The sequence below is a fragment of the Phycisphaerales bacterium genome, from assembly GCA_020852515.1.
Classification (GTDB): domain Bacteria; phylum Planctomycetota; class Phycisphaerae; order Phycisphaerales; family UBA5793; genus UBA5793.
This window is the reverse complement of the sequence record JADZAS010000003.1, coordinates 1-24,283: the sequence shown is the minus strand read 5'-3', so window position 1 is coordinate 24,283 and position 24,283 is coordinate 1. Positions and strand designations below refer to the sequence as shown.

The 24,283-nt window shown below is 61.3% G+C and carries 23 protein-coding genes; 22 read left to right on the top strand and 1 reads right to left on the bottom strand.

Features of this window, described 5'->3' with window-relative positions; all coding sequences use genetic code 11:
* Positions 1–28 precede the first annotated feature (28 nt).
* The 6 genes from IT430_01720 to IT430_01695 all read left to right on the top strand — a co-directional run bounded on the left by IT430_01720 (position 29) and on the right by IT430_01695 (position 6,358).
* On the top strand, positions 29–304 hold the full coding sequence (locus IT430_01720) for a hypothetical protein (GenBank protein MCC6906634.1): 276 nt from the start codon (positions 29–31) through the stop codon (positions 302–304).
* Between the two features lie 1,306 nt (positions 305–1,610).
* Complete coding sequence (locus tag IT430_01715; protein MCC6906633.1) at positions 1,611–1,952, top strand: hypothetical protein; 342 nt, start codon at positions 1,611–1,613, stop codon at positions 1,950–1,952.
* 236 nt (positions 1,953–2,188) lie between these two features.
* Positions 2,189–3,250, top strand: a complete 1,062-nt coding sequence (locus tag IT430_01710; protein MCC6906632.1) for a DUF3800 domain-containing protein — start codon at positions 2,189–2,191, stop codon at positions 3,248–3,250.
* Between the two features lie 617 nt (positions 3,251–3,867).
* Complete coding sequence (locus IT430_01705) at positions 3,868–4,374, top strand: DUF2924 domain-containing protein (GenBank protein ID MCC6906631.1); 507 nt, start codon at positions 3,868–3,870, stop codon at positions 4,372–4,374.
* Positions 4,371–5,963, top strand: coding sequence for a recombinase family protein (locus tag IT430_01700; GenBank protein MCC6906630.1), 1,593 nt, complete (start codon positions 4,371–4,373; stop codon positions 5,961–5,963). The genes IT430_01705 and IT430_01700 overlap by 4 nt, the downstream gene beginning before the upstream one ends.
* Entirely contained in the window at positions 5,960–6,358 is a 399-nt protein-coding gene (locus IT430_01695) for a hypothetical protein (protein MCC6906629.1), read from the top strand. The genes IT430_01700 and IT430_01695 overlap by 4 nt, the downstream gene beginning before the upstream one ends.
* Positions 6,359–6,360: 2 nt before the next feature.
* Here IT430_01695 and IT430_01690 read toward each other — a convergent pair whose 3' ends face one another.
* Positions 6,361–7,683, bottom strand: coding sequence for a hypothetical protein (locus tag IT430_01690; GenBank protein ID MCC6906628.1), 1,323 nt, complete (start codon positions 7,681–7,683; stop codon positions 6,361–6,363).
* A gap of 81 nt (positions 7,684–7,764) precedes the next feature.
* On the opposite strand from IT430_01690, the gene IT430_01685 reads away from it, so the two are divergent.
* The 16 genes from IT430_01685 to IT430_01610 form a co-directional block, all read left to right on the top strand.
* Positions 7,765–9,906 carry an SAM-dependent DNA methyltransferase gene (locus tag IT430_01685; GenBank protein MCC6906627.1) on the top strand — a complete coding sequence of 714 codons (2,142 nt, stop codon included), beginning with the start codon at positions 7,765–7,767 and terminating at the stop codon, positions 9,904–9,906.
* Entirely contained in the window at positions 9,903–11,114 is a 1,212-nt protein-coding gene (locus tag IT430_01680; protein ID MCC6906626.1) for an ATP-binding protein, read from the top strand. Before IT430_01685 ends, IT430_01680 begins: the two co-directional genes overlap by 4 nt.
* Positions 11,111–12,535, top strand: a complete 1,425-nt coding sequence (locus IT430_01675; protein ID MCC6906625.1) for a restriction endonuclease subunit S — start codon at positions 11,111–11,113, stop codon at positions 12,533–12,535. The genes IT430_01680 and IT430_01675 overlap by 4 nt, the downstream gene beginning before the upstream one ends.
* Positions 12,532–13,407, top strand: coding sequence for a hypothetical protein (locus IT430_01670; GenBank protein ID MCC6906624.1), 876 nt, complete (start codon positions 12,532–12,534; stop codon positions 13,405–13,407). Before IT430_01675 ends, IT430_01670 begins: the two co-directional genes overlap by 4 nt.
* A gap of 158 nt (positions 13,408–13,565) precedes the next feature.
* Complete coding sequence (locus IT430_01665) at positions 13,566–14,207, top strand: DUF91 domain-containing protein (protein MCC6906623.1); 642 nt, start codon at positions 13,566–13,568, stop codon at positions 14,205–14,207.
* A gap of 22 nt (positions 14,208–14,229) precedes the next feature.
* On the top strand, positions 14,230–17,322 hold the full coding sequence (locus IT430_01660) for a type I restriction endonuclease subunit R (protein ID MCC6906622.1): 3,093 nt from the start codon (positions 14,230–14,232) through the stop codon (positions 17,320–17,322).
* A complete protein-coding gene (locus IT430_01655) occupies positions 17,319–17,687 on the top strand; it encodes a helix-turn-helix transcriptional regulator (GenBank protein ID MCC6906621.1) in 369 nt (122 codons plus the stop codon). The genes IT430_01660 and IT430_01655 overlap by 4 nt, the downstream gene beginning before the upstream one ends.
* Positions 17,684–18,406 carry an ImmA/IrrE family metallo-endopeptidase gene (locus IT430_01650; protein MCC6906620.1) on the top strand — a complete coding sequence of 241 codons (723 nt, stop codon included), beginning with the start codon at positions 17,684–17,686 and terminating at the stop codon, positions 18,404–18,406. Before IT430_01655 ends, IT430_01650 begins: the two co-directional genes overlap by 4 nt.
* A 61-nt stretch (positions 18,407–18,467) precedes the next feature.
* Complete coding sequence (locus IT430_01645) at positions 18,468–19,652, top strand: hypothetical protein (protein MCC6906619.1); 1,185 nt, start codon at positions 18,468–18,470, stop codon at positions 19,650–19,652.
* Positions 19,653–19,947: 295 nt separating this feature from the next.
* The gene (locus IT430_01640; protein ID MCC6906618.1) at positions 19,948–20,847 is read left to right on the top strand and encodes a hypothetical protein; all 900 of its coding nucleotides are present in this window, start codon (positions 19,948–19,950) and stop codon (positions 20,845–20,847) included.
* 201 nt (positions 20,848–21,048) lie between these two features.
* Positions 21,049–21,648: a hypothetical protein gene (locus IT430_01635; protein MCC6906617.1), complete on the top strand. Its 600-nt coding sequence runs from the start codon at positions 21,049–21,051 to the stop codon at positions 21,646–21,648.
* A gap of 97 nt (positions 21,649–21,745) precedes the next feature.
* Positions 21,746–22,057, top strand: coding sequence for a hypothetical protein (locus IT430_01630; GenBank protein ID MCC6906616.1), 312 nt, complete (start codon positions 21,746–21,748; stop codon positions 22,055–22,057).
* A 23-nt stretch (positions 22,058–22,080) separates the two neighbouring features.
* Positions 22,081–22,869, top strand: a complete 789-nt coding sequence (locus IT430_01625; GenBank protein ID MCC6906615.1) for an ATP-binding protein — start codon at positions 22,081–22,083, stop codon at positions 22,867–22,869.
* Between the two features lie 6 nt (positions 22,870–22,875).
* Positions 22,876–23,343, top strand: a complete 468-nt coding sequence (locus tag IT430_01620; GenBank protein MCC6906614.1) for a DUF669 domain-containing protein — start codon at positions 22,876–22,878, stop codon at positions 23,341–23,343.
* The gene (locus IT430_01615) at positions 23,343–23,663 is read left to right on the top strand and encodes a hypothetical protein (protein ID MCC6906613.1); all 321 of its coding nucleotides are present in this window, start codon (positions 23,343–23,345) and stop codon (positions 23,661–23,663) included. The genes IT430_01620 and IT430_01615 overlap by 1 nt, the downstream gene beginning before the upstream one ends.
* Positions 23,660–24,283 (top strand): DEAD/DEAH box helicase family protein (locus tag IT430_01610; GenBank protein ID MCC6906612.1); only part of this gene is annotated, 624 nt, incomplete at its 3' end. The genes IT430_01615 and IT430_01610, both read left to right, overlap by 4 nt.

Here is a 24,283-nt window from a genome sequence, read left to right as displayed (position 1 = left end):
GGACTTCGAAGATTGCACGAGCCGCGCCATGATGTCGTATCGCAGAAAGTCACGACGACGACGCAAGCGCCCGCCGCGTCAGCAACCACTTCGGCGACCAGCAGATCCCGCGCCGCCTAGATGGAAGGTGCTTTCGATCGCGAGCGCAGCGATCATCGTCGATGGCGCCTGGGCACTCTGGATCATTCGCGAGTACCGCATCTATCGGCACCTGCATCTGAACCCCATTTCGTTCACCGCTTGCATCTTCATAACGGCGTGGGCGGCATGGCAGATGTGGCTTTACTTTCGGCACGGTCAGTGATCCCCAGAAAGGAGCACGAGATATGGCGACGGGTTAGCCCGCGCCCGAGCCCTGGGCCGGCTCAAATCGGAGTCCGGAGCGACCCTGAGCACCGAAGCGAGACGCTCGGCGAACGCCATGAACCAGCCTGTTCTGCCATAGCGGAAGTGCCATTTGCAACTTTGGAAACCGCCGCCCGCCGCGCGTGTCTCTTTTCCGCTCTCGCCCTGTTGCGAAGAGTGTTGCGCCCCCTCTATTGAAGGGCCGGTTGCAAATGCAGCCGGCCCTGTGGTTTAATGGAATCGCCGCCGAGAGACCTCGGCGGCGTTTGCGTTTGCAGGCCACTGTTGTGCAAGGACTTGGCGAAGGGAGCGATGTCGGGCCGTGTCTCCGCTCGCGCTGAGGTCATAACCGATGGGCGCGGCCCGGGTCGGCAAAAGCGCCGGTTCGGGCCAAAAGTCTCTCCGAGTCTCTGTTTCGCAGGGTACGGGGTTATGAGGGGGTTGTCTCCCCTACAGGGAGCGCAACCCCCACTGTTGCGCTCGATGAGCGGGCGCAACGGTGTTCGCGCACTGGCGCCGTGTCATCTCCGCCAGGCTTTCGAGATCGTGGCTCGTCGTCCGGCACATCGCACGGGCGCGCTGGTAGGCTGCAGCAGCGTCACAGCATGCTGTCGCCTGGCTGGCCGTTCGTCTCAGAGGCTGCGGCCGCCATTTGCGGTGGATGGAGTCAGCGATTCCCTCGTGCGAAGGAGGCGTCCGATGAGCATGCTTTCCTCGCGTTCACGCCGGCATGAGCACGAGTAGGAGCAAATCCCATGGACGTCGCAGATGGACAAACAACTGTACAAGTCCATACCAGTACCGACTTCTTCACGGGCGCGGCGACGGCGCGCTTTTGATGGCGCGGCATTGGTAACTCGCGAATTGCAGTGTTGCTATCGAGCAGTGGCTCTTCGCGCGACAATGTCCAAAACGCGATTCGAGACTCTCGCCGCGATGCAAATGCGACTCACGAGTTCGACCCTCCAAGGCGTTGGTTGGCGTCGTGCAATCCGGACCAGCGGCCACTTGAACAACCACCACGCCGTGGCGGCAATCGTGATCACGAGGAGCAGTGCGAGGCGGATTGTGCCCCGAAACCCATTGACGTTGACCCCGGGAAGTAGTTGTAGAAGCCTCGCCCCGATAATGAGATAGAGCGTGTTCGACACCACGAGGTAGAGGGCCACTGCTCCAGCTCCCCACCCGATCCACTGCATTGGGCTAGAATCGTCTGGCATCGGCGTACCGCCTGATGGTATTCTCGAGGTCGTGGGAGACTCGCTATGGCTCGTCTCATTTTCTTCGGTGTCGTCATCATCGTCGCCTCTCTGATCTGGGCAGGCAAGCAGGCCGCAGGCGCCGTTTCGGGATCTGAGCGATTGAAACAGGAGTCGTTTCGAAGCCAGACGCAGAAGACGATGCAATCCACGGCGCGCGGCGTCAACTGGCTTAACGAGCAGTGGGAGCAAGCTAAACTTGACGCTCAACGCAAGACGTCAGCGTCGAACTTGGAGTCGAGCGACTTTCAAGCATTCGCCTCGTCGGAGGACGAGACGCGTTGCCCAAGATGCGGATTCGTACATGGCTGGAATGGAGCAAAGTGCTCGCACTGCGGACACACATGACGAAGGTACGCCATGCTCAGGGCAGGGCGGCTTGCCCATTTCGCATCACCGGTTGCCCTCAAAGGGAGCACAACACCGACTGTTGCGCTCGGTGAGGTGGCGCAACGGTGTTCGGGTGACGTGCTTCCACCACAATCAGATTCGAGCGGTAAGCAGGAATTGGCAGCCCACGAATAGGCCAGCTGGGCGCCGTGGTTCTCCGCTGCGTGTCATGTCAACGATAGAATCAGAGCCCAATGCGCATCTTCATCGACGAATCCGGCTCCTTCCAGGTTCCGAAATCCGCCGACGATCATTCAGCGGCGGTTGTGGTCGGCGTGGTTGTGCCAGAGATACGCGAACAAGCACTACTCGAGCAGTTTGCGCGATTTGTAAGTGGACTCGACAAATCCGAACGCAATGGCAGCGGTGAGCCGAAGGGTTCGCGACTTTCCAGTGCCAACCGTGCTCGGTTCGCAGACATACTGGGCAGTGTGCCCGGTGTGATGATCCTGCCGGTTACAGCCGACTTGTCGGACCTGGCTGGTCATGCCGAAGAGTTGCCATTGCATCTATCGAAGTCCCTTCGAGAACATGCAGCCATCTGCGTTCACCAAACGATGCGTGACGAAGTGTTGACGCTTTCGCGTCAGATTGCCAATCTCAGCGCGCAGGAGGTGCTGAAACTGCTGCTATACACCGAGTCCATACAAGAGTGCGTCCATCACGCAGTGCTGTATCTCTCCGAGCCACCCTACCGCGATTGCTGGTCAACGGTTGACATCCTGATTGATCGACTGACGAAGAACCCAACTGGCAGGGAGAAACAAGTATTCAAGGTGATGCTCTTGTCGTGGCTGACAGCTTGGAGCGCCAGCAGTCCATTGACGCTCATTAAACAAGTCCACACAGCGGATCACCCCTTCGTACAACGCTTCGATACAGAGGCAGGCATAGACATGCGACTACTCGTCGGTGAAGGATTGCGCTGGGTTGACTCCGCCCAGGAACCGGGGGTGCAGATTGCCGACATCGCGGCTGCAATCACTTTCAGCGCTGTTCACGACCTACGCAATCACGACAATCGATGGCCAGAGTTTCTATCCCTCATGTGCTGTTGCCCATACGTGCCAGAGGACGGGCCCGGATTTGTCACGCTTTTGCCAGATGGACATACTCCGCATGTGGCCAAATACGTTGGACTAGTTCGCGCACTCGCTGCGAAGTTTCCGAAGCGCCAGTGGCAGTACCGCGGCTTACGACAGATGCGGCAAGAGCGACGTAGCATGAATCCGAATGCATTCCGTGCGACTATCTAAGTATCAGCGGATTCTGGGGTCCGGCACCGCGATGGCGGCGGAAGGCCGCGCTCTTCCGGGGGTTGCGATCTGTGCGTTGCGTGTTCTCCGACCGTCTGCCGCGGGCTCTCGGAGTTTCCACGTTTCGTCGCTCAGAACATGGGACTGGGTGATCTCGACGGTCGATTTCGCAAGGTGAACCATTCATGTCTCAAGCTGGAAGGCTCGGGGACATCGGAGTTCAAAGGTCGATTGCCTGATGGGTCATCTTGCGCAGCGAGCATATTCCGAGATCCTTTCGCTCGCTGAGTGTGCAATCGATCGATCCCGGGCATAGGTAACCCATGACGGCGCTCCTCGTTTGGCGCCGCATCATGCCCGTTGCCGGAGCCCGCTGTGCCCGCCATCACCGATTCCGCCACCATGTCCGCCGACGAGCGCCGCGCTGAGGTCGCCCACATCCTCGCATGTGGCCTCGTCCGGTTCGTCCGGGTCGCCCGGACGCGAGCATCTTCGCCGCCCGCCCAATCCGAAGATTCCCGCGACATCGCACTTGAACTCGGCGAGCCTTCGCGCCTCACTGTGGTGAACCGGCCCCGCGGTTAGGGCCGGGTCTCCATGCCGAAAGGAGCCGCCACATGCCAACGACCATCGAACGCGAGATCGACGCCCTGCAACGGATGACCACGAGCGAACTCGTGGAGCGCTACGAGCAACTCTGCAATCAGCCCTGCCGCACGCGGCACCGGGCGTACCTTATCCGCAAGATCGCCTGGCGCATTCAGGCCAAAGCCGAGGGCGACCTCTCTGAACGCGCGCGCCGCCGCGCGGCGGAATTGGCCGATGACGCAGAGGTGCGCGTCATGGCGCCGCGCACGCAGATTCACCCGCCCCAGCCGGACGCCCCGCCCACTGCCACGCGTGGAGTCTCGACCGCCGAGCCGCGCGACCCGCGTCTGCCCTCAGCCGGCTCGGCCATCATGCGCAAGTACAAGGGCCGCACGATCCGCGTCGTCGTACTCGACGATGGGCAGGGTTTCGAGTGGGACGGGCAGCGCTACCGCACACTGACGGCCATTGCCAAGAAGGTCACCGGCAGCCACTTGAACGGGTTTCGGTTCTTCCAGTTGGAGGCGAAACCGTGAGCCGGCATCGAACCACCGCCGTTGCGAACGGCCACGGCAAGGCCGAGACGCGCCGGGTTCGCTGCGCCATCTACACCCGCAAGTCCAGCGAGGAAGGGCTCGACCAGGAGTTCAACTCCCTCGACGCCCAGCGCGAGGGCGCCGAAGCGTTCATCACCAGCCAGAAAGCCGAGGGGTGGACCTGCCTGCCCGAGCGCTACGACGACGGCGGCTTCTCGGGCGGGAGCATGGAACGGCCGGCGCTGGCACGGCTCCTCCGCGACATCGAGGCCGGCGGCATCGACTGCGTCGTAGTCTACAAGGTCGATCGGCTCAGCCGCTCGCTGCTCGACTTCTCGCGCATCATGGAGACCTTCGACAAGCACGGCGTCTCGTTCGTCTCCGTCACCCAGCAGTTCAATACCACGCACTCGATGGGCCGGCTCACCTTGAACATCCTCCTGTCGTTCGCCCAGTTCGAGCGCGAAATCATCGGCGAGCGCATCCGCGACAAGGTCGCCGCCCAGAAACGCAAGGGCAAGTGGGCAGGCGGCGTGCCCGTGCTCGGCTACGACGTCGACCGCAATGGCCCCAGCCCGCGACTGGTCATCAACGCCCGGGAGGCGGCGCGGGTGCGCGAGGTTTTTTCCCTGTACCTCGAGAAGGGCTCGCTCCAGCCGGTGGTTAGCGAACTCACCCGGCGAGGCTGGGTCAACAAGCGGCGGCTCACCAAGAAGGGGCAGAAACTCGGCGGGCGGCCATTCGACAAGGCCACGCTCCATGTCCTTCTGACCAACCCGATACTCACGGGCAAGATCGTTCACAAGGGCGAGGCCTATGAAGGTGAGCACGACGCGATCATCGACCAGGACGTGTTCGATCAGGTCCAGTCGCTGCTCAAGACGAATGGCCGCACGGGTGGCGCGGAAGTCCGCAACAAGTACGGGGCGCTGCTGCGCGGTCTGCTCAAGTGCAAGGGCTGCGGTCACGCCATGACGCATACTTTCAGCAGCGGCCGCAAAGGGCGGTTCTACCGCTACTACCGCTGCGTGCGCGCGATCAAGAGCGGCGCCCACCTGTGTGAGTCGGGAACGCTGCCGGCGGCCGAGATCGAGCGTGTTGTGGTGGACGAGGTGCGGGCGCTGGCAACGGACAGGTCACTCCTCGCCGAGGTTCTGGCGGAGGCTCAGACATCTGTCGCCGGCGAGCGATCGACTCTGGTGACTGAGCGCGACGACCTAAAGGGCGAACTCCGCCGCCAGCATCAGGACCTGCGGCGGCTCGTCGAGGATGGCCGAACAGACCGGGAGGCAACAACCCGAGTCGCCGATCTCAATGATCGCATCCGCGGTGGAGACGAGCGTCTGCGGGAACTGGATGCCCGCATCGCCGAACTCGAACGCGAGAACATCACGCGAGCCGAGGCGGAAGCGGCCTTCACCGATTTCGACGGGCTGTGGGCCAATCTGAGCCCGCGCGAGCAGGCTCGCCTTCTCAATCTACTCATCGCTGCCGTTGAGTATGACGCGAAAGCCGGGAACGTCGCCGTCACGTTCCGGCCTACCAGCATCGGTGCGCTCGCCCGCCGCCGCAAGGAGCAAGCCGCATGACCACCGTCACCCGGGAAATTCACTTCACGGTCAAGGGCAACCGCAAGCGCGCCATCACCGGCCCGGCGCCGCAGAAGCCGGAGCCGAAGGGTCGCATCCCGCGAATCTCCAAACTGATGGCCCTGGCGATCCGCTTCGACCAGTTGCTCAACGACGGAGTCGTCGCCAACCAGTCTGAACTCGCCCGCCTCGTCCACGTCACCCAGCCGCGGATGACGCAGATCATGAACCTGCTGAACCTGGCACCGGACATTCAGGAGGAGATTCTGCACCTGCCATCAGTGACGGACGGAAGGGATCCAATCCATGAACGGGTATTGCGCGCCGTGGTAGCTCAGCACGATTGGAATGCGCAGCGCACCGTCTGGCTTGGGATCAAACGGATGGCGCAGTAGCATTACTGCTCCGGCGTGGTGCCAAACTCGGTCGCGATCGACTTCTGCGGTGGCCCAAACTGGGAATCCAGGTAATCACGCATTTCCTGAGGGAGTTTCGCTTCTACCTCTTTCGGGTCGGCGCAAATCATGAATGCATCGATGCTGAACCCGTAGCCGCCCTGAACTGGTTCGGTGGCGATTCCGAGTACTCGCCGTTCCCCTAGCTTGAGCATCCCGGCGATGGTCACCATTTCAAGCATCTGCAGCCGTTCCTCTCGCCCATCCAACGAAACCAGGAACACGCAGACTGCGTGCTCGTGTCTCTCTGAGCCGCTAATAAACCAGCGATCGCGCTTCTGATTAACGCACTTTTGGCTCTTTTTGATCAACTTCTCACCGATCAGCCGCCGTTCGAGCCGCCGAATGCGCGCCAACTCGTTTGCGACTGCCACGTATGCAGCCGTTGGTTCCATAGGATCAACCAACTGCGCGATACGATCATTGATGTGTGGCAGACTCGCATGGGCGCTCTCGTGGAGCTTGTCAATCAGGATATCCACGATGAGCGATGGCCTGTCCGCTGTTGCCCGCTGCTCCCGAACTTCCAGCTCCTCGAACCCCTCCCAGCAGCCTTCGCCAATCAGAACCACGTCGTGGGTGGCGACCCACTCTCGAAACCGCTCTGGGTCAAGTTTGTACGTGGCCAGCAAGTCCAACTCGGTGACGCCCATGAGTTGGTTCTTCTCGAAGAACTGCTCCCGGGCTTGCAGGTAATCCACAAGATCGCCAACCGTTGAGAGCTCCGAGAGAAGTGCCTGCAACTCGATGTGAGTCGTGGTGAGCACACTGACATCGCCGCCGTCGCACTCCAGAATCGGCCCGCCACCCCATTTTTCCAATGTGGGGTGATCAACCACCGCGATTCCGTACACATGCCTGATCTTGGCGGGATCGATCGGGACGCGACCCTGCCGATCGTTCTCGATCTCCTTGACCTGTCCACTCCGGATCGCATTCACGCCACGTTCGATCTGGCTGAGCGCCTTCTCCATTCGTGAGTTGGCGTACTTGGCCCATTCCGCATCAGTGCGGTCAGGCCGCTTCTCACGATCCGCGGTTTTGACCTCAATGAGGATCGCCGTGTCGTCCAAGAGCACCAAGAGGTCGCACAGCTCGATCTCGCCGTTCGACCCTGGGTACTTCTGTCCACGGAAGAGGAAATCGCGTCCCAGCGGGGCTTGGCAGAGCCATTCAACAAAGTCCTCTCCGACCTCACCAACGCTCTTGACTGGCTTCTTCGCCGGATCCGCCATCGCTGCTCCTTCCTTGCCGCCGACCGCCATGAGGGTCAGCCGCGACCCGTGGGTTATGCTATACTGTCTCCGTTTAGTGGACAATGCACACCCGGCAGCCCGAGGTTCCTGATGGACAACAATGGGTTCGGCACCAAGGTCGCCTTCATCTGGAGCGTGGCGGATCTCATCCGTGGGCCCTACAAGCCGAATCAGTACGGCAAGGTCATTCTTCCGCTCACCGTGCTTCGCCGCATGGATTGCCTTCTCAGTGCCACTCGCGACAAGGTGCTGCGCAAAGCGGAAGAGTTGAAGCGCAAGGGAATGTCGCCTCAAGCCATCGAGCCGATTCTCAATCGAACGGCCGCTCCAACCGACTGGCCCAAAGACCGGCCCTTCCTCATCCACAACACTTCGAAGTTCGACTTCAGCCGCCTCAAGGACGACCCGAACCACATCGCCCGAAACCTCACGCACTTCATCAAGGGCTTCTCCTCCAAGGCCCGCGAGATCTTCGAGCACTTTGGCTTCGCTGAGCAGATCGAAAAGCTCGACAAGACCAATCGCCTCTATCTGGTTGTTTCCCGGTTCGCAGACATCGATCTCCATCCCGCATCGGTCCCGAACACGGAGATGGGCTACATCTTCGAAGAACTAATCCGGAAGTTCAGCGAGGCAGCCAACGAGACCGCCGGCGATCACTTTACGCCGCGCGAGGTCATTCGCCTGATGGTGAACATCCTCTTCGACCCGGACGATGAAATCCTCCGGCGCCGCGGGATCGTCCGCACCATGCTGGACCCGGCCTGCGGAACGGGCGGCATGCTCTCCGTTGCCGAAGAGTACGTCGCTGAACTCAACCCGGATGCGAAGCTCGAAGTCTTCGGTCAGGACTACAACGACGAGTCCTACGCCATCTGCGGCTCGGACATGCTCATCAAAGGCCAGAACATCGAGCACATCGTTTTCGGCGACTCGTTCACGGAAGACGGCTTTCCCAGCGAGTCCTTTGACTACATGCTGGCCAATCCCCCTTTCGGCGTCGAGTGGAAGCCGGAAGAAGACTTCATCCGCCAGGAGCATGAGCGCAAAGGCGGCCGGTTCGACGCCGGGCTGCCGCGCATCAACGACGGCTCGCTGCTGTTCCTCCAGCACATGATCTCGAAGATGAAGACCATCGACCCGAAGAAGTCCAATGGCGGCAGCCGCATCGGGATCGTCTTCAACGGCTCGCCGCTCTTCACCGGCGACGCAGGCTCCGGCGAATCGAACATCCGGCGCTGGATCATTGAGAATGACTGGCTGGAAGCCGTAATTGCCCTGCCCGATCAACTTTTCTACAACACCGGTATCTACACGTACATCTGGATTGTCACCAATCGCAAGACCCCGCAGCGGCGCGGGAAAGTGCAGCTCATCAACGCCGTGCACTTCTACCGCAAGATGCGCAAGAGCCTCGGTAACAAGCGCAACGAGATCGGCGACGGCAAATACGGCCGAGCGGACCACATTGGCGAAGTCACCCGCATCTATGGCGCTTTCCAGCACGATGACGCGCGCGAACTGGACGTCGATGGCGAGCGTCAGCGGCTCGTTGTCAGCAAGGTCTTCGAGAACGAAGATTTCGGGTACCGGAAGGTGACGATCGAGCGGCCGCTCCGCCTGAAGTTTCAGGTCGTGCCGGAGCGCATCGACGCCCTGCGGGAGGCGACGCCGTTCCAGAACCTGGCCAAATCGAAGAAGAAGCCGGGCAGCAAGGCTGCCTTGGCGGAGGAGGAAGTGGGCAGACGGCACCAGCAGGCGATCCTGGACGTCCTGCGGTCGCTCAATCAGGCGAAGGTCTGGATGAGCCGGGATGATTTCCTGACGGCGCTCGACGCCGCTGCGGAGCAGGCAGACGTCAAACTCCCGGCGCCGATCAAGAAGGCGATCGTCGCCGCGCTTGGCGAGCGCGACGAGAGCGCCGAGATCTGCCGCGACAAGGACGGCAACGTCGAGCCCGACCCCGAGTTGCGCGACTACGAGAACGTACCACTCAAGCAGAGTGTGTACGAGTATTTCGAGCGGGAGGTGAAGCCGCACGTCCCCGATGCATGGATCAACGAGGTGGTCGTCGACGAGCGGGATGGCAAGGTCGGAAAGGTCGGCTACGAGATCCCCCTCAACCGGCATTTCTACGTCTACAAACCGCCTCGGCCCCTGGGCGAGATTGAGGGCGACATTGCGTCGCTTGAGAAGGACATCGTTCTCATGCTCGCAGAGGTGACGCGGTGATTCCTGTTGCCATCGATGACATCACTGCGGATCACATCCGGGCGCTCGTCACCAACGGAGTGCGCGAAGGCCGGACGATTGAGTACAAACGGTCGCTTCCGGGTGCAACCGACAGCGAGAAGAAGGAATTCCTGGCGGACGTCTCCTCCTTTGCCAACGCCAGCGGCGGCGACCTCGTGTATGGGATGGATGCAACGGAAGGCGTGCCAACGGGCGCCATCGGTCTTCAAGGCGCAACCCTGGATCAGGAAATGCTCCGCATTGAGGGCATGATTCGGGACGCGATCGCGCCGCGCATCCTGGGACTCCGGATGAAGCCGATTGCCGGACTCGACAGCGGACCGGCACTGCTGCTACGGATTCCGCGCAGCTGGTCTGGGCCGCATATGGTGACCTTCAAGGGGTCATCACGATTCTTCACCCGCAGCGGTGCAGGCAAAGTCCAAATGGATGTAGACGAGCTGCGCTCGGCCTTTGCGCTTGCAGGTGATCTGCCGCATCGCATCAGGATGTGGCGAGACGACCGATTGAGTCGGATCCTCGCAAACGAGACACCGATTCCACTGCATGATCCTTCGCTCTTGGTTTTGCATCTGGTTCCGGTCCAATCGTTGAATTCGGCTCCCACTCTGGCTGTTCTCGATCTTGTGGCAAAGTCGGGCCAACTTGGCCCGATTGGCGTGGGCGGCGGGAACAGACGCATCAATCTGGATGGGCTGGCGATGTGCGCCGAGAGTCATGATCGCCGCCTGCGGTTTGCCGGCTACGCCCAAACCTTCAGGTCGGGCTGCATCGAATCAGTATTCAGTGGACTCGCCCAAAGCGAAGAGAAGGGTCGCCCGCCATCCATACCCATTCAGGAATGCGAGAAGTGGACTCTCGAGGCTGTCGCGCGCTATGTCCGAACCCTCAACGAACTCTCGATCGGCTTCCCGATGGTCGTCATGCTCTCAATGATGGGAGTCAAAGGCGCCGTATTCGCGATTGGGCGGGGCATAGACGCGCATGCACAGCCGATCGATCGCGACCCGCTCTTGCTGCCGGAGATCGTCATTGAAGAAGCGCCAAGAGACCTTCCCCGACTGATGCGTCCAATGTTCGACGCTGCCTGGAATGCGGGAGGACTCTATCACTCGTTCAACTACGACGGAAAGGACAATTGGAAGGCCGGTTCGCTCTCGGGAGTCCCGATGGAGGTGGTCAAGTGAACCGCGCACCGCTGGCAAGTATTCCGGTCGAGCAGGTCGAGTGGCTGGAGGTCGTGACCGGTGGACGACGGTGGAAGCCGTATCCGGAATACCGGGAGAGCAATATCGAGTGGTTGGGACGGGTGCCGGTCGGCTGGACCATCGACCGTCTGAAATGGACGACAGCCGGCTCTCGGAACGGGATCTGGGGCAGCGAGCCGGATGCCCAGAACGACATCATCTGCGTTCGCGTCGCCGACTTCGATCGCACCGGCTTCTCGGTTTGGATCGACGATCCAACGGTGCGCGCCGTGCTGCCAAACGAGAGGCGCGGCAGGGTCCTTCAGCGGGGAGACCTTCTGATCGAGAAATCCGGCGGTGGCGACCTCCAGCCGGTGGGCGTGGTTGTTCAGTTCGACCACGATGAGCCGGCGGTCTGCTCCAACTTCGTCGCCCGGGTTCTGGTTCCGCCGGCTTTCGACTCGAGGTATCTCGTGTATCTCCACGCGCATCTGTACGCGGGGCGCGTCAACACGCGATCGATCAAGCAGACAACTGGCATTCAGAACCTTGATGCCACGGCCTACTTTGACGAAGGCGTTGCTTGGCCGCCCCTTCCCGAACAGCGGGCGATCGCGGCGTTTCTGGATGGCAAGACGCGGCAGATTGATGAACTGATCAAGAAGAAGCGGCGACTGATTGAACTGCTGCATGAGAAGCGCACCGCCCTGATTTCCCACGCCGTCACGAAGGGCCTCGACCCCGCGGCCCCGATGAAGCCCTCCGGCATCGACTGGCTGGGCGACGTGCCGGTGCACTGGGAGGTGAAGCCGCTCAAGTTTCTGACAAGTCGGATCGGGAGTGGCAAGACACCCAAGGGTGGGGCCGAGGTCTATGTCTCGGAGGGGGTAATGCTCTTGCGGAGCCAGAATGTTTACGACGACGGGCTGCGCCTCGACGATGTCGTCTTCATCGACGAAGAGACTGATGCAGAAATGGCCGGCACGCGCGTTCAACCCGGCGATGTGCTCTTGAACATCACCGGAGCGTCGATCGGGCGGGCGGCCGTCGTGCCACCTGGTGCGCCGCGCGCGAATGTAAATCAGCATGTCTGCATCATCCGCCCGGCGAAGGTCTCGGCCCGATTTCTTCACGCCTTCTTCTGCTCGAAAGCCGTGAAGGACTGGATTCGAGCTGAGGAGAACGGAACATCTCGTGAAGGACTCAACTTCCGGCAAATCGGCTCTATGGACCTACCAGTACCTCCGCCGGCTGAACAGGATGCCATCACCAGAGCGATCGAACAGGCGACGCAGAAAGCGGATGGAATCCGAAGGGCCGCACATGATGCAATCGATCGCTTGGCCGAGTATCGGCAAGCCATGATCTCCGCGGCGGTCACGGGCAAGATCGACGTGCGTGAGGAAGGGGCCGAGGCATGAGGACCCTCACCAACCTGCTTGCCGAAGATGCTGCCCGCATCAGGAGCGACATCATGACACTGATGGCGAACTCGGGCCTTCACGTCGACAGTGGCGGCGGAGGCATTGTGTTTCTGGGAGGTAGCCATTGGTGGGATGATCTACCGCTGGAGGGAAGGCGGAATCAGGACAAGATTCTGACTGAGTATCGCCAGTACCGAGATCTTGTCCGGGTGCTCATTCGGAGACTGTCCGACGATAGCCAGCGAGAGTTCGACGCGGCAGACCGTGTTGTCGTGGAGAACATCGACCAGCGAGGCGCGACGTGGTGCGAGACGGTGCCGGAGGCCCAGGCCAAGACGCTCGATGCGGTCGACAAAATCCAGGGTCTTCTCGACCGGCTGTACTCGCCGGAGGCCGAGGCGCTGGTGATCCCGGACACCAATGCCCTGATCATGGGCGCCCCGCTGGAGCAGTGGTCGTTTGATTGGTGCGATGCGTTCACGGTCGTGCTCACGCCGACGGTGCTGGCCGAACTTGACGAACTCAAGATCGCACACCGGAATCCGGAGGTACGCACGAAGGCGGAGCGCATCATCCGTCGGATCAAGGAGTACTGCCGACGCGGTGATCTCCGGGCGGGGGTGCCGATCGTCACCGGGCGTATCAAGGCCCGGTCGATCGCGGTGGAGCCGAAGCTGGACGAGTCATTGCCGTGGCTTGACCCGACGAACAACGACGACCGACTTCTCGCCTCCACCATCGAGATCATCCGCCAAAACGTGCGGTCGGTTGTGGTGCTGGTCACCGGCGACATCAACCTGCAGAACAAAGCGCAGCACGCACGGCTACCGGTGTCGGAGCCACCGACCCAGTCGGAGACGGTCGAATGAGCGCGATGGAATCACGCGCTTGGTTGTTTGCGAACAAGTCCGCTGGCGCGTACAAGGCGAGCGTGTGGGATATGTCCACGATCCTCCAATCGAGCAACTATTCGATCAAGGAGTCTGAGAAGAACCGGGCGCGAGTTCGGCCGGGCGATGTCGTCTACATGCGCATCTACGGCGAAGGGTTCATCGGTCGATTTGCAATCGGAGGCGAGTGGCGGGCCCTGAACAAGCGCGAGCAGAAGTGGAAAGGGTCGATCGTTGGCGTGTTCCCGATGACCGATGTTGAGATCTGGAGTCACTGCGTTCCGCAAAGCCTTGTGTTCTGCGACCTCTCAAACCAGAATCACCGACTTCGCATCGCCCGTGCTACTGCGAGCGACGTGAGCCTGATCGAGTGTGCTCGCAAGATTTGCGGCCGGTTGTCCATGGGAGGAGTCGATGGAGAGGTCGTCGCCCTTGAACGGGGCCTGGAGGAGGCTCTCAAACCGAGCCTGCCGAAGCTCGGTCTCAAACTGGCGGACAAACGGATCCGGCAGCAGTTCTCAATGGGAGTTGGGGTGGGACGAAGCGATCTGATCTGCACCGATGAATCGGATGATCTCGTGGTTGTCGAGTTGAAACGCGGCTTGTCGTCAGATCAGGTGGTCGGCCAGGTTCTCAGCTACATCGGCTGGATTCGCGAGAACATCGCCACAACGAGCCAACCCGTGAAGGGGATCATCGTGACTGGGGATTACGACGAGCGCCTCAGGCTCGCAGCGAAGGCCGCAGGTATTCGGGTCATCCTTGTGCGACTGGGCTGAACGCGAACGAAGAGGAACGCAGATGCCGGCGGATCACAGAGAACGTGCATTTGAGACAGTCATCGAGGATCATCTCCTCGGTCACGGGTACCACAAGGGCGACGCCCGCGACCACGATGCTGTAACGGCCCCCGAGGGATTCGACCGGGAATCGGCACTTTTCCCCGGGGTGTTCGTCGAGTTTGTAAGAGCGTCCCAGCCGGAAACCTGGAAAACGCTGGAGAAGCTGCACGCGGTGAACACGGCTGAGGTCGTGGTCAATGAACTCATCAAGAACCTCGACTCCCGAGGGTGCCTGGACGTGGTGCGGCACGGCTTCAAGTGCTACGGCAAGCAGATCGAGGCCGCGTTTTTCAGACCGTCGCACGGGCTAAACCCGGACACGCAGCGGTTGTACGGCACCAACCGACTCACCGTGACCCGACAGGTGCACTTCTGCCCTGACAGCGAGCAGTCCATCGACCTGATGATCGCAATCAACGGGTTGCCGATCGTCACGGCGGAGTTGAAGAATCCAATGTCCGGGCAGACGGTTGAGGATGCCAAGCGGCAGTACATGAACGACCGCGACCCGCGGGAGCTGGTGTTCCAGTTCAAGAAGCGGTCGCTCGTGCACTTCGCCGTCGATCCTGACCTGGTGTTCATGACCACGCAACTCAAGGGCCGAGAGACGGCGTTCCTGCCTTTCAATCGGGGGGATGGGAACGGCGCTGGCAACCCGGACAATCCCGCTGGGCACAAGACGTCGTATCTGTGGGAGGAAGTGTGGCAACGGGACTCGATGCTGGACATCGTGGCGCGATTTCTGCACCTCCAGACGGAAGAGCGGCGCATCGGGGGCCGACGCATCCGCAAGGAGCGGATGATCTTCCCGCGGTATCACCAACTGGACGCGGTGCGGCGGATGGAGGTGCACGCCCGCGCCAAGGGCGCCGGTCACAATTACCTGGTCCAGCACTCAGCGGGGAGTGGAAAGAGCAATTCGATCGGCTGGCTTGCGCAGCGCCTCGCCAGCCTGCACAATGAACGGGATGAGAAAGTCTTCCACTCCGTAGTCGTCATTACCGATCGCGTTGTGCTCGACCAGCAGTTGCAGGAGACGATCTATCAGTTCGAGCACAAGCATGGCGTTGTCCAGAAGATCGACGAGAACTCGACGCAGTTGGCCGAGGCTCTCAAGACCGGCGTGCCCATCATCATCACGACACTCCAGAAGTTTCCGTTCGTTACGGACAAGATCGGTGACCTGCCAGAGCGGCGATACGCCGTCATCGTCGATGAAGCACACAGCAGCCAGGCGGGGGAGACGGCCGCGGAGCTGAGGGGCGTGCTCGCCGGCGCCCGGATCAGGGAACAGGCACGGCAGGAGGCCGCGGAACAGGAACTTCCCGACCACGAAGAAGAGATCATCAAGGCGATGAAGAAGCGGGGACGACAGCCGAACCTGTCGTTCTTCGGCTTCACCGCCACGCCCAAGTACAAGACGCTGGAGATGTTTGGCCAGCCCGGGCCCGATGGGAAGCCCGAGCCGTTCCATCTTTACAGCATGCGACAGGCGATCGAGGAGGGATTCATCCTCGACGTGCTTCAGAACTACACGACGTACAAGGCATACTTCAGGCTCATCAAGTCGGTCGAGGATGATCCGCATGTCGAGAAGCGCAAGGCCGCCAGAGCCCTGGCTCGCTTCATGACGCTCCATCCCCACAACATCGAGCAAAAGACCGAAGTGATGGTCGAGCACTTCTGGCAGGTCACGCGGCACAAGATCGGCGGAAAAGCCAAGGCGATGGTGGTGACGGCGTCGCGGATGGCGGCCGTACGGTACAAGCAGGCGTTCGACCGGTATATCCGTGAGAAGGGCTATCCGATCAAGACATTGGTGGCGTTCTCGGGGACGGTCGTGGATGATCTAGAGTCCGGCACAACCTACACCGAGGGCGGCATGAACACTGGCATCTCGGGCAAGGAACTTCCGGAGAAGTTCGCCACTGAAGAGTACCAACTGCTGCTGGTCGCCGAGAAGTTTCAGACGGGATTCGACCAGCCGCTGCTGCACACGATGTACGTGGACAAGAAGTTGGAGGGCGTCCATGCCGTCCAGACGCTGTCGCGATTGAACCGGACTCATCCGGGGAAAGAGGACACGTTCGTGCTGGACTTCGTGAACGACCGCGACGAGATTCTGAAGGCATTCCAGCCGTACTACGAGGCGACGTCGGTCGGCGAGCAGGCGGACCCACAACAGCTGTATGCCCTGCAAGCGGAACTGGCTGCTTTCGGCGTTTTCACTGCGGACGAGGTCGAGGCGTTCTGTCGCGTCTTCTTCAAACCGAAAGCAAATCAGAGCGCCAGTGACCACGCTCAGATGAACGCGATCCTTGATCCTGCGGTGTCCCGATTCAAGGGACTGCGGGACGAACTTCGGCCCGCGCTGCCGGAAGCCGAGTGGAAGCAGGCGAAGGAGGAAGCACAAGAGACGTTTCGCGCAAAGCTGTACGCATTCCGCAGCCTGTACGCCTTTCTCTCACAGGTCATTCCGTACCAGGACTCCGACCTCGAGAAGCTCTACGCCTATGCGCGATTCCTGATCGCCAAACTGCCCCGGCGAGGAACCGGGCCGCGCTACCACTTCGAAGACGAGGTTGCCCTCAAGTTCTACCGATTGCAGAAGATCAGTGAAGGGGCGATCCCGCTGCAGCCCGGCGCAGGAGGCGAGATCAAGGGGCCGACAGCGCTGGGTACTGGGCTGCCCCGCGATGAGGAGATCGAACTCTCCTCGCTAATCGAACTCCTGAATGAACGATTCGGAACCGACTTCAAGCCGGCGGATCAACTCTTCCTTGATTCGGTGCGGGAGGATGCGCTGGCCGACGAGACTTTGCGGCAAGCCGCCCGCGCCAACACTCTGGACAACTTCAAGTACGTATTCAGCAAGGCTCTGGAGGGGCTGTTCATCGACCGTATGGAACAGAATGAGGAAATCTTCGCGAGGTTCATGGGAGACAAAGACTTTCAGCGTCTCGTCGAGGAGCATCTCCGGCGACAGGTGTATGAGCGCGTTCGTGCCGACGACGATCAGCCTGGCCGGCTGGAAGTTGGAGCATCTCCATGACCTCGCCAAGGAAGTCATTCGGCGCGATGGTTCGTCGGCACCGGCTTGCCAAGAAGCTGAGTCTGCGGAAGTTCGCGGAGATGGTTGGCGTCAGCCCGACGTATCTGTCGTTGGTCGAGCAGGGCAAAGTCGAGCGCCCTCCCACGGCCGAGCGTGTGCGCAAAATGGCGGAGCTATTGGGCGAGAATCCGGATCAATGGATTGCACTGGCGGGCCGCATGCCCGACGATGTGGCGGAGATTATCCGTGAAGCGCCCGAAACCATGCCGGCACTCCTGCGCGCAGTGAAGGGGATGACGGTCGAAGAACTGAAGAAGCTGACCGAGAGGATCGAGAGGCAAAACCGAAAGGACCATCGCTCATGAGTCGTCGCTTCACACCGAGCCGAGAGCGAGTCCCGTACCTCACCGATCGCGCGATCGAGGATGATGCCCAGGCTCTTCTTGAAGAGTGGTGGGACCAGAACAATGAGGTCGTGGTCCCTGTTCCGCTTGATGATCTTGTCGAGTTGCACCTCGGTCTGACCTACGAGATCGAGGATCTCCGAGGCCGCTTCGGACAACTGGATGTGCTCGGCGCCATCTGGTTCAATGAAAACATCATTCGCGTCGATTCGTCTCTTGATCCGAGCGTACATCCACCCATGCTCGGCCGCTTCAACTTCACGTTGGCTCACGAGATTGCGCACTGGCGACTGCATCGCAGGCACCTGCTTGAGGACCCCAACGAGGCTGGACTATTCGAACCGAATGGCAGGCCTGCATTCGTGTGCCGATCAAGCCTCAAGCCCCGTGAAGAGTGGCAGGCGGATCATTTTGCAGGGTGCCTGATGATGCCGCGAAAGCAGCTGCGGCTCGCATGGGAAAATTGGCGAGGCACCGATCAGCCGGTACAGATCGGCGAAGTCACCGGTCGATCCTCTGGCGGAAGACCTCAGCCAGAAATCGAACAGAGTGCGATAGAGCAGTTCTGTCGTCCGCTCGCCGAGCAATTCGCGGTGTCGGGACAGGCGATGCGCATCAGGCTGGAGGGACTCGGGCTGCTTGTTGAGCGGATTGAACCAGGCCTGTTTCAGCAGGACTGAAGCTTTTTCACAATGGTGCCGTTCACCGTTTACTGTATGGTGCATTACCAAGGAGAATTCCATGGCCGCATTCAACCTGAAGAAGACTCTCAAGCAGATTGACCCCGACCTGCGCCAGGCACTGTTCTTGCGCTATCCCGAGCTGGCATCGCTCGACTGGTTGCAACTGAAGAAGAAGCGGCAGGTCGATCTTCTCTTCAACGCGCTGGTGGCGCTTCCGAATAATCAGAAGCGGGACATTCAGTTTCTGCTCCGAACCTTCCTCAGCATGACACCGGCCTGCCACCTCAAGGTGCTGCTGGAGGAACTGCGGAGCCACAGTCCCGAGCTCGTGAATACGTGGTCTAAGCAAGAGTCAAGGATCGACAAAGTCGTCTGGACCTATCTCCAGGCGAGGGCAGCATTCCGGGAAGCAGTCATCTTCGTTCGCGCGGACGATCTCGCGAAGTCGATGTACTGGCGCAAGTGGCAGGGCGTAGACTGCGGTCAGTTCAGCGCCGATGAGGATCGAATTCGCGCCCTCAGCCAGTCCCTGATCGATCACCACAGCGGCGAGTTTCGGGGAGATGTGTGCGAGATTCACCCGTACACGCGCAAGAATGGCGCTGTCTACTTGTTCGCGTACCTGCCGAACTGGCCGGAGAACTTCATGGTCTTCAACCGTGAAGGTGAGCTGGAGTCCCTTAACCTCCCCACAGCCTTCAGCATCCTCTACGTGTTCACACCCAAAACCGGCTCGCTCGAAATCATCGCCTCAGGCGGCCAGTCGGCTCAGCTCGAGCTTCGCCGCCGGTTCTACCAGGCGATGACTCAGACCGAAGTCGAGGACCTCGACCCGGAACGTCCGACCTACTCGCTCGACCACCTGCTCGAAGAGGGCTTCGACTTCACGGGTCAGGATTCGGCCAAGGTTGAACGCGTCGAGGTATCGCGACTGCTCGTTTACCCCCGCGTGGAAGGCTTCAACATCGAGGGACTCCAGTTGCGAATCCGCAAGGGAACGACATGGAACAAGATCATCGAGAAGCTCGACCACATGCTCACGGCGATTGATCTCTCGCGCGCCCAGCTCACCGTCGAGGAGATCTGGATTCGAATCCAGTGCTCTCGCAACGGGGAGAAGCGTCCGCGCATGATCAACCTCAAGATCACGCCGCGGGCATGCAATCTCAAGAGCATCGATGATGATGACCTCCAGGAGATCGGACTGAATTGTCTGGAGGCGTGGAAGATCAGCCATGACTAACGCACTCGACATCCTCTGGGCGACCCTCGAAGCAGTGGAGCCGGTGCTCACGCCAGACGCGTGGCGCCGCATCCCGACTGAGTCTCGCTCGGCTCTCACGGCCTCGAAGCTCTTCGTGCCGGGCCCGCCGGCGCATCGGATCCGATGCCCGGCGTGCGCCACGCCCCACATGGCACCGATCATCGCCCGACCAGGACCAGCGGCCACGACGCGACTCTTCGCCAAGTGCCCGCGCGAGGCACGCGTCCCGATCACTGAGGCGCATCGGCAGACCTGGCGGGGGAACGCCCGAAGCGTGGCGGAATCGATCGCCGCGTCATTGAGTCTCTCCGGTGGTGTCAGGGCTATACGGAGTGACCGGGTCATCGACTGCGGGCAGCTGCAGTCGCAGGGACAGCGAGCTGGTGTCTTTCTCGCGCGTGCGCTGTGCCGCCGAGACGGCCACAAGTTCGCACATGCAATACCTCGATCAGCCCTGCCGTCCGTGGTGTTCGTGCCGAGCGAGATTCCGCCCGACGACATCTGGCTCGAGCCAAAGCCGCTGGCATTCGCTCTTTCTGGCAGCTGCGAACTATCGGATGACGCACTCATCGTGAATCGTCGTGTCGTCGAACAGTCACTTGCTCGGCGCGTCGACGGCTGGCGCGGTCCCAGGTATCTGTTCCGCCGCGCGGGCGACTACTGGGATGTGTCTTTCAACGGCAGCGGCGTCACGCACATCGATCATTCGGTCGGCATGACGTATCTGGCACTCCTGCTTGCCGTTCCCTACCGCGACGTTGCGGCCCTAGACCTCCTCATCGCGAGGGCGGGAGTGCATCCTGACACGATCTGGGGTGGTGCTGGCGAGATCGCAGACGAAGAGTTTCTTCGACAAATCAGAGTGCGATATTCGGATCTTCAGACTCGAAGGGACGACGCGACAAAGCACCACGATTTGGGCACACTGCATCGAGTCCAACAGGAAATGGACCAACTTGCTGCGGAATTGGGGCGGCGCATGGATCGGCGCGGTAAGCCTCGCAAGGAAACCGATGCGGAGACGGTGCGCAAGGCCGTTTCTAATGCCGTATCCCGCGCGATCGACGGGTTCAAAGGGCACCTGCCCGAACTGATGCGGCATTTGAGGGCGTCAGTGAACTCGGGCACCGTCTTCAGATACGAGCCCGAGACGGAAATCGACTGGTCACTGTGATTTCTGATGGGTGGGCTCAGTTGCTACACGGTTTGTAGCAATGCTACGTGGGTTGTGGCGCACGGCGGGTAGCCGTGAGGTCATAACCCGGCGGTCACATCGCGAGTCTGTGTTCAACCGTGGCGAGCGCCGCCACGGCACAGCGATCCTTCGCGCACTGTTGGCCGGCTCTCCGGGATTCCCCTCCGGCGGGAAGGCCCTGTGGAGACCCGCCATGACGTCGTCAATCACCCATCCACCGCTGAACTCATCAAATCCAAGGCCCGCCAGCTGTGCCGCCGCACCGACTTCTCGACCTCGGACCTCGACGAATGCGAGCAGGAGATGCACATCTACGTGTGGCGCAAATCCCACCTCTACGACCCGGATCGGGGCAGCATCGAAGCGTTCGTCACCACCGCGCTCAAGAGCTGGGTCGGCATGGAGTTGCGGCGGCGCCACCGCCACAAGCGGTGGAACGGCCGTCCCACCGTTTCGATCGATCGATCGATGATCGAGTGCGAGGGAGTTCGGACTCCGCTGCTGGAGGTGCTCGTTGTATCTGATGGCCAGCGGCACACCTTTCGATCCCGCCCGGCTCCACTTGATCTCCTCATCCTCGAGGAACGCGTCCGCCACGGGCTGGCGCAGCTGACACCCGAGGAGCGCGACCTCCTCCACCATGTCGCGGAACACGGCGTCGCCAGGACTTCTCGCGAGTGGACGCGGCGGCTCGGCCGCCCCTTCTCCCGGCGCCAGGTCGGCAACGAGATGCTGCGCATCCGCCGCAAGTTCGAAGATCCACGACTTTCCGGGCAATGAGCGCGCAACGCGCCAACGCACGGCATAGGTAACCCCGGGAGGGCTCACCCGCGCAGTCAGCTTGCCGTGTGACCGCCCACAACAGGAGGCAACGCCCGTGTCCGACACCGTGTTTCGATTTTCGTTCCGATCCGGCATCGACCTGATCGAGGTCGAGGCCACGCTCCACCTGGCCATCGTCGCCGCCGAGGGCCTCTTTGGCGAAGCGCGGGTGCGGATGGAAGTGTCGTACCACGTCGACGCCCCCCATTCCGTCATTCTGATCGACGGCCGCACCGGCGCCGGCGATGCAGTCATCCGCGTCTTCACCGCCTTCATCACCCGCGAATTCGGCGAAGACGCTTTCGAGGTCCGCCGCACATCGCAGCCCATCACACCCCAACCCGAACCGGCGGCATCTGCCGGCTGAAACCCAGAGGAGATCGAACCCCAATGACCATGCTCCAGGCGATCCAGAAGGGCCGAAACCAACTGCCGCGCCGTGTGCTGCTCTACGGAGTGCACGGCGTGGGCAAGAGCACGTTCGGCGCCATGGCGGAGAAGCCCATCTTCATCCAGACTGAAGAAGGCATCAACGACCTCGAAATCGATCGATTCCCGCTGGCGACACACTACGCCGATGTGCTCGCATCCCTGTCGGCGCTCTACTCCGAGCCGCACGAGTATCGCACGGTCGTGATCGATTCCCTCGACTGGCTCGAGCGGCTCATCTTCGGCGAGGTCTGCGCCCAGCGCGGCGTCGAGTCGATCGAAGACATCGGATATGCGAAGGGCTACGTCTTCGCCCTGAGCCAGTGGCGCGAAGTGCTCGCCGGGCTCGATGCACTGCGATCCCAGCACGGCATGCAGGTCATCCTGATCGCGCACGCCCAGATCGAAAAGTTCAATAATCCCGAGACGGACGCCTACGACCGCTACGTGCCTCGCCTCCAGAAGCAGGCGTCGGCGCTGGTGCAGGAGTGGTGCGATGAAGTCCTCTTCGCGACCTACCGCGTCCTGACCAAGACGACGAGCGAGGGCTTCGACCGCAAGCGCACCCAGGGCATCGGCACCGGCGAACGGATCATCCGCACCGCGGAGCGGCCGGCACACGTCGCGAAAAACCGTCTGAACCTTCCCGAGGAGTTCCCGCTCGACTACCGGCTCTACGCCGCGTTCGTGCGTGGCGAGAACCCGCTCGCTTCCACTGAACCCACCACTACCTCTGAACAAGGAAACTGATCCACCATGGCACATCTCAATGGATTTGACGCCAACGAAGTCGAACCCAACGCCAACTTCGATCCCATTCCCGCGGGCAAGTACCTGGCGATAATCGTCGCCTCGGAGATGAAACCCACCCGCAACGGCAAGGGCGAGTACCTTCAACTCGAACTGGACATCCTCGATGGCCCGCACAAGGGCCGCAAGATCTGGGATCGTCTCGTCATCAAGCACCCCAGTGAACAGACGGTCAAGATCGCCCGCGGCACCTTGTCATCAATCTGTCGCGCCGTGAGCGTGATGGCGCCGCGCGACTCGGCCGAACTGCACAACCTGCCACTCGTTGTGAGTGTCGGTCTCAAGAAGCGCGAGGACACCGGCGAACTCACGAATGTCGTGAAGGGTTACGCGAAGCGCGACTCCGGTGCAGCACCAGCAGGCGCAACCGCCGCCAATGCGGCCGGCAGCACCCCTCCCTGGGCGAGGAAATGATGCCCACGTCCGCAGCCAGTTCGAACGGCGTGGCCGATGCGGCCGTGTTGCGCGAAGTCCGTGAGTCAGCGCGTGACACGGCCGCGGCGATCGGGATGGATGGCCATGAGGCGCACCTGCCCGGTGTGCATGCCGAAGAACTCCAGACTCCATGCCCGCAGTTCTGGAACGCGTGGAAGAAACTCCAGAAGTCAGCAGGTCAGCGTGTGCCGGTCATCATCTTCCGTCGCCGCCGATCCAAATGCATGATCTGTCTGGCCGCCGAGGATCTGCCGGCGCTGATGGCCAGCGTGCGCGCCGCGCAGGAGGCGCTGGCGTGATGGAACTGCGGCCGTATCAGAGCGAGGCCGTCGAGGCGGTGTATCACCACCTGCGCACCCGCGAAGACAACCCCTGCGTCGTGATCCCGACCGCTGGCGGCAAGACGCCCGTGATGGCGACGATCTGTCGCGACGCCGTGAGCCTGTGGAACGGACGAGTGCTGATCCTGGCGCATGTCAAGGAACTCCTTGAGCAGGCGCTCGACAAACTCCGCACCATCGCACCCGATCTGCCCGTCGGCTTGTACTCCGCCTCTCTGAAGCGCCGCGAACTGAATTGCGCCGTCACCATCGCCGGGATTCAGAGCATCTATCAACGGGCCTGCGATCTCGGCCCCGTCAATCTCATCATCGTGGACGAAGCCCACATGATCCCGGCCGAAGGCGACGGGATGTATCGCACCTTCATCGCCGACGCCAGAGTCGTCAATCCCGAGGTGCGCGTCATCGGCCTGACGGCCACGCCGTTCCGCCTCAAAACGGGCATGATCTCCGGGCCGGACAACATCCTCAACCACATCTGCTACGAAGTCGGCGTGCGCGAACTGATCGTGCAGGGCTACCTCTGCCCGCTGCGCACCAAGGCCGGCGTCGCGCGGGCCGACATGAGCGGATTGCAC

What these genes read in the sequence shown, in the direction of transcription:
- IT430_01665 (MCC6906623.1), top strand. Translation starts at nt 13,566, where the DNA reads ATGCGCATCTACGGCGAAGGGTTCATCGGTCGATTTGCAATCGGAGGC.
- IT430_01615 (MCC6906613.1), top strand. Translation starts at nt 23,343, where the DNA reads ATGCCCACGTCCGCAGCCAGTTCGAACGGCGTGGCCGATGCGGCCGTG.
- IT430_01650 (MCC6906620.1), top strand. Translation starts at nt 17,684, where the DNA reads ATGAGTCGTCGCTTCACACCGAGCCGAGAGCGAGTCCCGTACCTCACC.
- IT430_01660 (MCC6906622.1), top strand. Translation starts at nt 14,230, where the DNA reads ATGCCGGCGGATCACAGAGAACGTGCATTTGAGACAGTCATCGAGGAT.
- IT430_01715 (MCC6906633.1), top strand. Translation starts at nt 1,611, where the DNA reads ATGGCTCGTCTCATTTTCTTCGGTGTCGTCATCATCGTCGCCTCTCTG.
- IT430_01625 (MCC6906615.1), top strand. Translation starts at nt 22,081, where the DNA reads ATGACCATGCTCCAGGCGATCCAGAAGGGCCGAAACCAACTGCCGCGC.
- IT430_01620 (MCC6906614.1), top strand. Translation starts at nt 22,876, where the DNA reads ATGGCACATCTCAATGGATTTGACGCCAACGAAGTCGAACCCAACGCC.
- IT430_01670 (MCC6906624.1), top strand. Translation starts at nt 12,532, where the DNA reads ATGAGGACCCTCACCAACCTGCTTGCCGAAGATGCTGCCCGCATCAGG.
- IT430_01720 (MCC6906634.1), top strand. Translation starts at nt 29, where the DNA reads ATGATGTCGTATCGCAGAAAGTCACGACGACGACGCAAGCGCCCGCCG.
- IT430_01690 (MCC6906628.1), bottom strand. Translation starts at nt 7,683, where the DNA reads ATGGCGGTCGGCGGCAAGGAAGGAGCAGCGATGGCGGATCCGGCGAAG.
- IT430_01645 (MCC6906619.1), top strand. Translation starts at nt 18,468, where the DNA reads ATGGCCGCATTCAACCTGAAGAAGACTCTCAAGCAGATTGACCCCGAC.
- IT430_01655 (MCC6906621.1), top strand. Translation starts at nt 17,319, where the DNA reads ATGACCTCGCCAAGGAAGTCATTCGGCGCGATGGTTCGTCGGCACCGG.
- IT430_01705 (MCC6906631.1), top strand. Translation starts at nt 3,868, where the DNA reads ATGCCAACGACCATCGAACGCGAGATCGACGCCCTGCAACGGATGACC.
- IT430_01685 (MCC6906627.1), top strand. Translation starts at nt 7,765, where the DNA reads ATGGACAACAATGGGTTCGGCACCAAGGTCGCCTTCATCTGGAGCGTG.
- IT430_01695 (MCC6906629.1), top strand. Translation starts at nt 5,960, where the DNA reads ATGACCACCGTCACCCGGGAAATTCACTTCACGGTCAAGGGCAACCGC.
- IT430_01710 (MCC6906632.1), top strand. Translation starts at nt 2,189, where the DNA reads ATGCGCATCTTCATCGACGAATCCGGCTCCTTCCAGGTTCCGAAATCC.